Source organism: Butyrivibrio sp. AE3009 (assembly GCF_000420845.1).
In the GTDB taxonomy this organism is placed as follows: domain Bacteria; phylum Bacillota; class Clostridia; order Lachnospirales; family Lachnospiraceae; genus Butyrivibrio.
This window is the reverse complement of the sequence record NZ_ATVS01000070.1, coordinates 1-8,403: the sequence shown is the minus strand read 5'-3', so window position 1 is coordinate 8,403 and position 8,403 is coordinate 1. Positions and strand designations below refer to the sequence as shown.

Below are 8,403 nucleotides of genomic sequence, written 5' to 3'. Positions count from 1 at the left end.
CTCCCGGATCAACCGAGTTCATAAAAGCACTCTTTATAGGAACTATTCTTACAGCCACTTCCGTTAGCATAACAGTCCAGGTTCTTAAAGAACTTGGGAAGATTTCCACAGAAGTGGGAACAACGATCATGAGCGCCGCAATCATCGATGATGTAATAGGAATCGTGGTTCTTACAGCTGTTCTTGGTCTGAAAGATCCAAATGCCAATCTTGCAGCTGTTTGCTTAAAGACCGTAGCCTTCTTTGCCCTTTCGGTTGTTGTGGGAATGATCATATTTAAGATAATGTCAAAAGCAGAAGCAAAATGGCCTCATACCAGAAGAATCCCGATCATGGGACTGGCACTTGCTTTTGCGATGTCTTATGTTGCAGATAAGTACTTTGGAGTAGCTGATATCACCGGAGCCTATGTCGCAGGTATTATTCTCAGCTCCCTGGACAACTCCGAGTATATAGACAGAAAGATGGACATAAATTCATATATGTTATTCGGCCCCGTATTCTTTGCAAGTGTAGGACTTCAGACAAACCTAAGATCTGTTGACATGACAATCCTTGCATTCTCGGCAGCATTTGTTGTCGTTGGACTCCTCGGAAAGGTTGTAGGCTGTGGCATCGTAGCAAAGCTCCTTAAGTACAACACTTCTGACTCGTTAAAGATTGGTGTCGGTATGATGACCAGAGGCGAAGTTGCACTTATCGTGGCTCAGAGAGGTTTAAAAGCTGATATCGTTGACAGCAGATACTTTACCGCAGTAATCCTGTTGATAATATTGAGCTCAATTCTGACACCTATAATATTGAAGGCTATATATGCCTCAGATGAAAAAGCTAATTCTCATGCTTGAGTTAATCGCCTGTAGAACTGGGATTGTACAGAAATAAAAAGGTCCGCTTTCTATTAAGAAAACGGGCCTTTTTATTACTTAGCAGGCTCTTCTTTTATATTTTCTCAAATTCTTCAACAGGAAGCGCTTTATAGAAGTAGTATCCCTGCATCTCCGTGCATCCAAGCTCTTTTAGCATTTGAGCCTGCTCTATAGTTTCAACTCCTTCTGCAATCAGTTTTATACCAAGTCGTTTAGCCATATAGATCATGCATTCAATTATGATACGGCCCTTTTCTCCACATCCATCACCAGTGAGGAATCGAAGATCCATCTTGATACGATCCACAGGAACCTCTTTCAGCATGTTCAGCGAAGAGTATCCGCTTCCAAAGTCATCCATTTCAACCTGGAAGCCAAACTTTCTGAGTCCCTTGGTAATGTTTATCAATATTTCCGAATCCTGTACATATGCTGTCTCAGTAATTTCAATCTTCAGCTGATCTGCTGTAAGTTCATATTTTCTCAGAAGGTCACAGAAATACGCTACAATGTCCTTGTTATCATGTATGTCACATCGTGATACATTTACAGATACAGATCTGTGTATTCCCTGCTCATTCCATCTGCGCAGGTCCTGACAGACTCTTTCCCAAACATAGCAGTCGAGCTCATATATCGAACCGGCATCCTCCAAAGCAGGGATAAACTCTGAAGGAGGAATCCAGCCAAGCTTAGTATGATTCCATCGACAGAGCGCTTCTGCCCCAGTAACCTCTCCGGTTTCAAAATCCACCTGAGGCTGATACCACACCTGAAGTTCACTTTCCCTTATGGCAACCCTCAAATGTCCAACAACGTCAGATATCCATTTCCCCTTCTCCCATTGACTGGGATTATAGAACTGATATCCATCCTTAACCGTGTCACGAACCTTTTTCTCTGCTACACGAGCACAATCGAGCATATGATCGACATCAGGATTCTTGTAATCTTCCGGCATTACCACATATACACCGCTGCACATCTGGACCCTTACTTCTTTTCCTCTGTCAATGAAGTAATTGCGTACCAGATCAAAAACCTGTGCCTCGTCGGCATCCATCTTTTCACTGCCACCGATACTACGGAGCACAACAAAGTGATCCCCTTCGATTCGACCTATTGCCTCCTCATCGCTCATTACTTCCAAAGACTTTGATGCCCAGAACTTCAAAAGCTCATCTCCAGCTTCTTTTCCCAGGTTATCATTTATATATTTGAAGTCCCTGATATTGTTGTACGAGATCATATATGGAATATCCGGATGCTGCGTCAACAGTTCCACTACACGTTTCCTGAATCCATTCATACTGAGCACACCAGTCAAAGGATCTCTGTCAACAAGTTGTTTGACTGTTTCTTCATGCTTGGCATGCAGTGCTTTCTGTTTCATTATGACAATTATATTAAAAATAGCTAATATAAGAATTCCTACGAGAATAATCAGACCATACTCATGAATATAGTCTTCTAAATCATATTTGTATAACTTACGTGAAGTATGATCCAGAACAACAGCCTGTTTCTGTGTGTCTGAAAGTGTATCTATGCCTGTATTAAGACGTTCTATTATCTCCTGTCCCTTATCTGTATCCAGCGCACCAGCTCGAAAATCCATGGTAAACATTGCTGCAGGCTGAACCTTAAGATCATCATAAGTAGGTTTCTGCAGAACATAGCTCCACACATATGAATTATGCAAAAGTGCATCCACCTTACCGGCACGAAGAGCCTCTACACATTCAGGCATTGAGTCATATAAGGAGATTTCTATTCCTGGATATAGCTGACGAACTGTTTCGGCAGCACCGCCCAATGAACTAAGCATTCCAACACGTAGTTCATGCATATCAGGAAGATTACTCTGATTAACCGTAACAAGTGTAAATGGTGTTTGGATAAGATTATCAGAAACAACAGATGGATTTCCTGATGAGCTTGTTATGGCACTTCCGAATGGCATAATCACATCATATCCCGGGTTATCAAGGGCATCCTTAAGATTTTTCTCTTCCAGGACTCTGAAAACAGCTATATATCCAGCCTCTTTTGCTGCCGCCGTCATAAGATCTGCACCTATTCCGGTAATTATCCCTGCGTCCTCGTCAAAGTAAAACATAGGGCAACGATCTGTAGGTACTCCAACAATGAGATATTCATCTGATTCTGCATTAGAAACAATGCTGCTTATGACCACGCAGCACAGAATAGCCAGCATACATAATGAAGTTATTATTCTTTTACGGAGAGCGCCTTTCCCTATCAAAGCAGCACCTTTCTATTGGTTCTGAGTAGACTGATTTTTATTTCAATTGGATATAGAACCGCACGATAATTATATCAAAATCTTATAAAATACCGATAAATATATGATTATATAAAGATAAAGTTTACAGTATTTATCCAAACAAAGCCTCCGGTTGTCATACCGAAGGCTTTTAAATCTCTTTACCATCTATCTGTTTTAAAACCTCGTTCCGCACTTCGGACAAAAGTCAAAGTCCTCTGTTGTCTCATATCCACACTGTCTGCATCTCTTATAACCGGTCGTAAATCCTCTTCCGCCGCTTACCTGAGTCAGATGACTTGGCAGAATCTCCACTTCTTCGCCCCTTGCGATCATCTTACCAACCTCCGGATCAAGCTCATAAACAGTTCCGCAGCAGCTGGTCTGCACGTAGTAATGCCTGTTCCACTTGAAAGTCGGTATAAAGAAAAGAGACAGCACCGTATATGTCATGAACACGTTGAAGCGCCCATATTTCCCACAGATCACGCAGGTCATCAGCTGATTGAAATCAAAATCCTTCCTGCCATCTGTAATTCCCATGATAAAAAACATCTACTTCCTCGCTCCGTTCTTAGTAATCCCATCCTCATGCTGACAACTCCGTCTTTCTCGCCAACTTCTTCAAAACCCATACGCTTATACAGCTCATATCCAACCTTCATCACTTCAGGCTTGGTAGTAAAAGTAACTTCCTTAAATCCAAGCTCTTTTGCCTTATCAAGCATGGTATTAAGCATTACTCTCGCATAGCCTTTGCCGCGAAACTCAGACTTGATGAATAATCTCTTGGCTTCACAGATAGCATCATCAATCTTCCTGATAGCAATGCTTCCAACCGGGGTCCCGTCCTCACTTCCAAGAAGCAGCGCTCCGCCCTTATAATACCCGTCCAAATCAGCTAGTTCCTTATCAAAAGAAACAAAGCAGCTCTCCGCACCTTTTATCTGGGAATACTCTTTGAAAATCTCTTTTATTACTTCGTTGTCTTTACAGACCCCAACATTAAACTCTGACATTTTTCATACACTCCTCTCGCTCGTTATATTGGATAAAATGGACACTTCTCCCTGATGCACTGCTGATTCCGGGAATAGAATTCACATTCCTGCTCCTCGTATATCAGCTTTACATCATAGTGCTCATTCACATATTTTATTCATCAGTTTTCACCTTACTATCTTGCTTATAATTTTCCCAACTTCTTCATCAGCTGTCAGGTCATAGACCATCCTGTAACAGTCAAGGGCCTGCTGTGTGTCGCCAGCTTCATCAGCCTCCTGTGCCGCTTTGTAGAGAAGTGCCAGTGTAACAGGATTCGCCTCGGTTGGAATATCATTTTCCTTCAGGATCTTCTGTATCTGGTCAAGATCTTTATCAGCCACCTTTTTGCCAATAGCTTTCTCAAGGAACTCAAGCTCCGCATCGGCTTGCTGTGAATCCTCGAAGTACTTACTGTACAGATAACATGCTGCAGCCACCTCAGGTTTGTACTTCTCCAGGTAGTACCACCCAAGATTCCTGTAATAAGCTGCAAGCTCAGCTCTGGTGCAGCAGTAATTGTAAGACTCTGTCGTATAGGAATACTCCCCCTCGGAGTCGCCAAGCTGCTTGCAACATAGGATTATCCCAAGTATGGCTTCCATATCCACAGGATTCTCAAGATGCGCACTTAGCCACTCCTGCTGGGCCTTCGCGTAATCCCCGGAAAGAAGCAGCTCTTTTGCCTTAGTCTTGTACGGCGTCAGAATATCCTCTTCTGAAATTTCATATTCATCATCGCCCAGGCAGTAGTATTCATATAAAAAGACCTCTGAAATGTGCCTGAGGCATACATTAAGCTTACTCATGATCTCACATTCCTCATCAAAACTCGTTTTTATGCTTTTCAAAAAACTCAAAGTAAGTCCTTACTCCCTCAAGCTCCGTCCACTTCTTGATATCTACCGGCCTTTCATCAAGGTCATAAATCAGTGCACCTTTTAACGCCAACAAAAATGGTGAATGTGTTGCTATTATAAACTGGCATCCAAAGAACCTTGCTGAATTCTGGATAAACTCAAGCAATTCCAACTGCCTCTGAGGCGAGAGTGAGTTTTCAGGCTCATCCAACAGATAAAGTCCATTATCTTTAATCTTTTCAGAGAAATATTGCAGAGCACTTTCTCCATTGCTGTGCTCTATAATGTTATTTCCAATCGTATCTCTAACATACTTTGACTGTGTCTTGGATCTGGCATCCACAACTTTCTTGAGCTGCTCATAATCATCCAATGATTTCATCTGAAACTTTGAATGCTTATTCTCAATCCATTCATCAAAAGCCTGCTCTCTCTTCCGGTCAACGCCATCGTTCAGTGCTCTTAAGTTGAGCATAAAATCAAATACATCATCACTTGTAATCATCCTGATTTCTTCAGGTCTGCCTTCATGTGTCATCTCAAAATCACACATACCGATATAATCACCAAAAAAACTACTTCTGTTGAACAATGTATCTCTTTCGGCTTTCAGTTTCTCTGCCATAAGGTTCAGGGCTGTGCTCTTTCCTGAGCCATTGTTTCCATACAAAATCGTTATTTCAGAAAAAGACAGCTCCCGCAGCTCATTCTCTGCGAACACCCCAAACGGATAGAACGAGGTATAGCACGTTCTTCTTATATAGTTTACAAACTGCTCTTCATTTTCCACTCCTGGAAACTTAAATGAGTCAATATATCTCATTTTAAACCTCAAAATCCAGGCAGCTTCTGATCTTGGTATAAGGTCTCACCTTGGAATCAGCTACTGCTACGTGCTCAGGATGTACAGAATATCCCTTAAGCGCATCAACGCTCTCAAAAGTAGAATCCAACATCAGGTCTGCATTTGAAGACTCAAGACCATTGATATTGACCTTGATATCCACGATTCCGGGAACCTTTCCCATTAGTCCTTCAAGGCCTTCCTTGATTCCCTGCTTAATTGTCATCTTCTCTTCTGCAGAAAGTTCATCCTTAAGTGTCCATAAAATCACATGTTTAACCATTCTCGTTCCCCTTATCCTTTCCATCACTTCCTTGTTCCGCTCAAGCGCATCGTAGATGCCATCTTCAGAAAGCACTCCACGCTTCAGATCTTTGGGCAAAAGCCCATCTTCATCCAGCGCAAAATCATCTTTCCAATCCTGGTCGGAATAATATTCATCAAGTTTCTTGATCTCTGTCTGATATTCCAAGAGCTCTTGTGGTGCTTCCTCAGCGTTATCCATTTTTCTCAAAGCTTCATCCAAGATAGATTCCATTTCAGCAATGCGCTTAACAGCACTCTCAACCTTATTCATCACCCAATATCCCCATCTCTGCATTCGCAGGCATAATCAAAAACCGGGAACCACCGAAACTCAGAGTCCCCTTTCAAATACAACGGATGTCTGGGATTTCCCCATCTGGTTGTAGTGCCAAGGTAGTACCACTCAGCCTCTTTTATCGTATCCTGAATGTCATAAAGCGTGTTGCCAAGATAATCCCTTGAATCAATGAGATCACCCCAGGCAGCCCAGACCTTATCGATGAAGTAAGATTTCTGAAGAGCCTCCAGAACCTTGAGATTCTTCTCGATTAGTTTTTTGTCCGCCTTGGCAGGCAGATTGTCGGGGTTTGTTGCCCTTAGCGGGTAAAGATTCGCCATGATCCATCCATCACATGTAGCATCCTTTAGAACAAACTTCCGAACTCTTTTAATAGTGGGGTCTAGATTATTCTCTCCTGCAGAAGCTGTACTAGGATTCACGCCAAACACAAGCATGTTCCTTCTGCCGGGCTGTCCAAGAAGATATCTTTCCTTCTCATCCCCGATATAAAGCCATCCGCCTGGGATGTCATCCTGCTTTGCAAGCCATGCCGGGATATCATCCAGCATTCTTTTATCTATTCTCATGTATCCCTCTTAACACCCTTTCCTTCCGCTTTTATGGTCTTCTATAGAGCAGGCATCAGGTGTTCCATATTCAATTAGGCCCACAACCGCTGGATCAAGAGTTATGCTTCCGTCTTCAAAAACAAAGGCCGGTATACCAACATCGCCTATTTCCTTGGAATGATCGAATGCCGGATTGGTATCACGTAGTCTGGTAAAAGCACTCATGTTTCTGATATTCTCACCAATGTTAATGTACTCAAATTCATTCTCACGCCCTATAATCTGCTCATGAATGTAATCGCAGTAGGGACATGTAGGCATTCCGTAAATTTTGATCATTGTTCTCCCTCCATAATGTCATTGTAAATATCCCCCAATAAAATCAATACTTTCTTCATATACTTTCAACTCCCCTAATTATATGCAAAAAAGTACTTCGACGCTATATGAGACATCGAAGTACCCTCTATATAAATCCCCATGAAATCGAGTTGTTGCAGGAAGGAAGGCTACGTACATTTTGGCGCAGCCTTTGTGTGCTATGAAAAAGTGTTGTATCCTTCCGCTGTACCTAAAATGTAGTAAGATATCAATGAAGAACAAAACATTTAAAAATTTAACGGAGTCATTACATGAAAAAGAAAATACTATTTATGGCAATTGCTGCTGCACTTACTTTGAGCGCATGCTCCGGCAAATCCACAACCACTAATCAGAAAGGCAACTCAGATGCTGTATCAACTGCATCCACCGCGGAAACAACAAATTCAGCTATAATCAGCTCGACAACAGAATCAAATAGCAGTTCTGAGGCAACCTCAGACACAAGTACCGAAGAGCCTTCTTTTGAAGCAGGATACAAACAAGCTTACAAAGAAATCATCGAGGCCGATCGTGAAAAGAAAGCATCCCTTACAGAAGAAGCCTCATATGATGAACTTGCAGAATGCATCGACTGTTACTGGCTATATGATATAGACCAAGATAATATACCTGAACTTCTGATAAGATACGGAGACTGCGAAGCTGCATATCACGGAAAGCTATATTCCTATATTGATGGAGAAGCGAAATTCATAGATGATCTTTCAATGGGACACACAGGATTCTATGCAGTTCCTGGTGAAAACGGAATTCTCAGCTATTGGGGACATATGGGATATGCAGAATGCTGGAAGCTAACGCTTAATGGCACTGTGCTTAGCTCCGAAGAATTATATTCAGAGGATATCAATGAAAAGATGCAAGCTGGAGAAGACGTCTGGTACAAAGCTTCAAATGATATTGTGCCCGGAGCCTATTACCTGGATTCATATGATTACAACAACACCTATCCAATAGAGATGT

At 42.0% G+C, this 8,403-nt stretch carries 10 protein-coding genes and 2 pseudogenes; 2 read left to right on the top strand and 10 right to left on the bottom strand.

Features of this window, described 5'->3' with window-relative positions; translation table 11 throughout:
- A partial coding sequence (locus G588_RS0117910; RefSeq protein WP_022780064.1) for a cation:proton antiporter occupies positions 1-848 on the top strand: 848 nt, incomplete at its 5' end.
- A gap of 94 nt (positions 849-942) precedes the next feature.
- Here G588_RS0117910 and G588_RS0117905 read toward each other — a convergent pair.
- The 10 genes and pseudogenes from G588_RS0117905 to G588_RS0117870 form a co-directional block, all read right to left on the bottom strand.
- Positions 943-3,087, bottom strand: coding sequence for an EAL domain-containing protein (locus G588_RS0117905; protein ID WP_051139972.1), 2,145 nt, complete (start codon positions 3,085-3,087; stop codon positions 943-945).
- 246 nt (positions 3,088-3,333) lie between these two features.
- Complete coding sequence (locus G588_RS0117900) at positions 3,334-3,711, bottom strand: zinc ribbon domain-containing protein (RefSeq protein WP_022780062.1); 378 nt, start codon at positions 3,709-3,711, stop codon at positions 3,334-3,336.
- Positions 3,654-4,175: a GNAT family N-acetyltransferase gene (locus tag G588_RS0117895; RefSeq protein WP_022780061.1), complete on the bottom strand. Its 522-nt coding sequence runs from the start codon at positions 4,173-4,175 to the stop codon at positions 3,654-3,656. Before G588_RS0117895 ends, G588_RS0117900 begins: the two co-directional genes overlap by 58 nt.
- A 23-nt stretch (positions 4,176-4,198) precedes the next feature.
- Positions 4,199-4,306 carry a DUF5714 domain-containing protein gene (locus G588_RS23550; RefSeq protein ID WP_443110868.1) on the bottom strand — a complete coding sequence of 36 codons (108 nt, stop codon included), beginning with the start codon at positions 4,304-4,306 and terminating at the stop codon, positions 4,199-4,201.
- A gap of 19 nt (positions 4,307-4,325) precedes the next feature.
- Positions 4,326-5,006 carry a hypothetical protein gene (locus G588_RS0117890; RefSeq protein WP_022780060.1) on the bottom strand — a complete coding sequence of 227 codons (681 nt, stop codon included), beginning with the start codon at positions 5,004-5,006 and terminating at the stop codon, positions 4,326-4,328.
- A 16-nt stretch (positions 5,007-5,022) separates the two neighbouring features.
- The gene (locus G588_RS0117885; protein WP_022780059.1) at positions 5,023-5,880 is read right to left on the bottom strand and encodes an AAA family ATPase; all 858 of its coding nucleotides are present in this window, start codon (positions 5,878-5,880) and stop codon (positions 5,023-5,025) included.
- 1 nt (position 5,881) lies between these two features.
- Entirely contained in the window at positions 5,882-6,184 is a 303-nt protein-coding gene (locus G588_RS23495; protein ID WP_026668893.1) for a Dabb family protein, read from the bottom strand.
- 27 nt (positions 6,185-6,211) lie between these two features.
- A pseudogene (locus G588_RS23490) lies at positions 6,212-6,439 on the bottom strand (DUF4298 domain-containing protein); the annotation flags it as partial.
- A 38-nt stretch (positions 6,440-6,477) separates the two neighbouring features.
- Positions 6,478-7,074 (bottom strand): DUF1643 domain-containing protein, encoded by a 597-nt coding sequence (locus tag G588_RS20915; protein ID WP_022780057.1) that lies wholly within the window; start codon positions 7,072-7,074, stop codon positions 6,478-6,480.
- 9 nt (positions 7,075-7,083) lie between these two features.
- Positions 7,084-7,395 (bottom strand): glutaredoxin, encoded by a 312-nt coding sequence (locus tag G588_RS0117870; RefSeq protein WP_022780056.1) that lies wholly within the window; start codon positions 7,393-7,395, stop codon positions 7,084-7,086.
- 293 nt (positions 7,396-7,688) lie between these two features.
- Between G588_RS0117870 and G588_RS20910 the strand changes: the two are divergent.
- Positions 7,689-8,403, top strand: a pseudogene (locus G588_RS20910) (hypothetical protein); the annotation flags it as partial.